Origin of the sequence: Isoptericola hypogeus (assembly GCF_039531145.1) — a bacterium.
Lineage (GTDB): Bacteria > Actinomycetota > Actinomycetes > Actinomycetales > Cellulomonadaceae > Isoptericola > Isoptericola hypogeus.
The window spans coordinates 1-1054 of the sequence record NZ_BAAAPM010000032.1; the positions used below are offsets into that span (position 1 = coordinate 1).

Below are 1054 nucleotides of genomic sequence, written 5' to 3' on the forward strand. Positions count from 1 at the left end.
CGGTTCACCTGCATGAACAGGCTCGGGCGAGCACGGGGAATCGCGGTCAGATTGACGTCAATTCGTGGGTCGGTGCGCACACGGTACGCACACACGGGCCATGATGGGGGCATGCCTGCTCCCACGTTCCACCGCGCCAAAGACGGCTCCGAGAGCTGGAAGGTCCGCTTCCGCGAGGGCGGCCGCGGCAGCCGGCAGACGTCTCGCACCTTCACCACCGAGCGCGGCGCCACAGCCTTCGCCAAGCTGCTCAGTGACGTCGGCCCGGCGCGCGCTCTAGCGATCCTCGAGGCCCGCGACCACACCAAGGAAGGCACGCCCACCGTCGCGCAGTGGTGCACCCACCACATCGACAACCTCTCCGGCGTCGGCGAGAGCACCCTGACGACCTACCGCGGCCACGTGCGCAACGACCTCGGCGAGCTCGGACCGCTGCCCGTGGACGCCGTGCTGCCCGAGGACATCGCCCGATGGGTCAACACCATGGCCAAGGAGACCGTCCGCGGAGACAAGCCGATCTCCGGCAAGACCATCGCGAACCGGCACAGCTTCGTCTCGGGGGCCTTCAAGCGCGCCGTGCGCTCGGGGCTCATCCCCGCCAACCCCTGCGACGGCACCCGCCTGCCCCGCACCGAGCGCGAACCCATGGTCTTCCTCACGCACGAGGAGTACACCCGCTTCCTGGGCTGCTTCTCCCCCCGTTGGCAGCCGCTGGTCACCATCCTGTTCTCCACCGGGCTGCGCTGGGGCGAGGCCACCGCCCTGCGCGTGGGCGACATCGACCTCAACCGCGCTACCCTCACCGTCGAGCGTGCCTGGAAGCGTGACGCCACCGTTGGCCCGCCGAAGTCCAAGAAGTCCCGGCGCCCCATCGCGCTCGCACCCGAGGTCGTCGACGTCCTCACCCCGCTCGTGGAGGGCCGGGCCGGGTACGCGTACGTGTTCACCAACGCTGCCAAGGAGCCTGTCAGGCACCGGACGTTCTCCAAGGAGGCCTGGGCGCCCGCCGTGCGGCTCGCGAACGGCGAGCCCGCGCAGCCGGCCAAGCACGGGC

The 1054-nt window shown here is 70.4% G+C and carries 1 protein-coding gene; it reads left to right on the forward strand.

Annotated elements, in window-relative coordinates; translation table 11 throughout:
• Positions 1–111: 111 nt before the first annotated feature.
• On the forward strand, positions 112–1054 hold a 943-nt coding region (locus ABD254_RS21355; RefSeq protein ID WP_344251015.1), incomplete at its 3' end, for a tyrosine-type recombinase/integrase.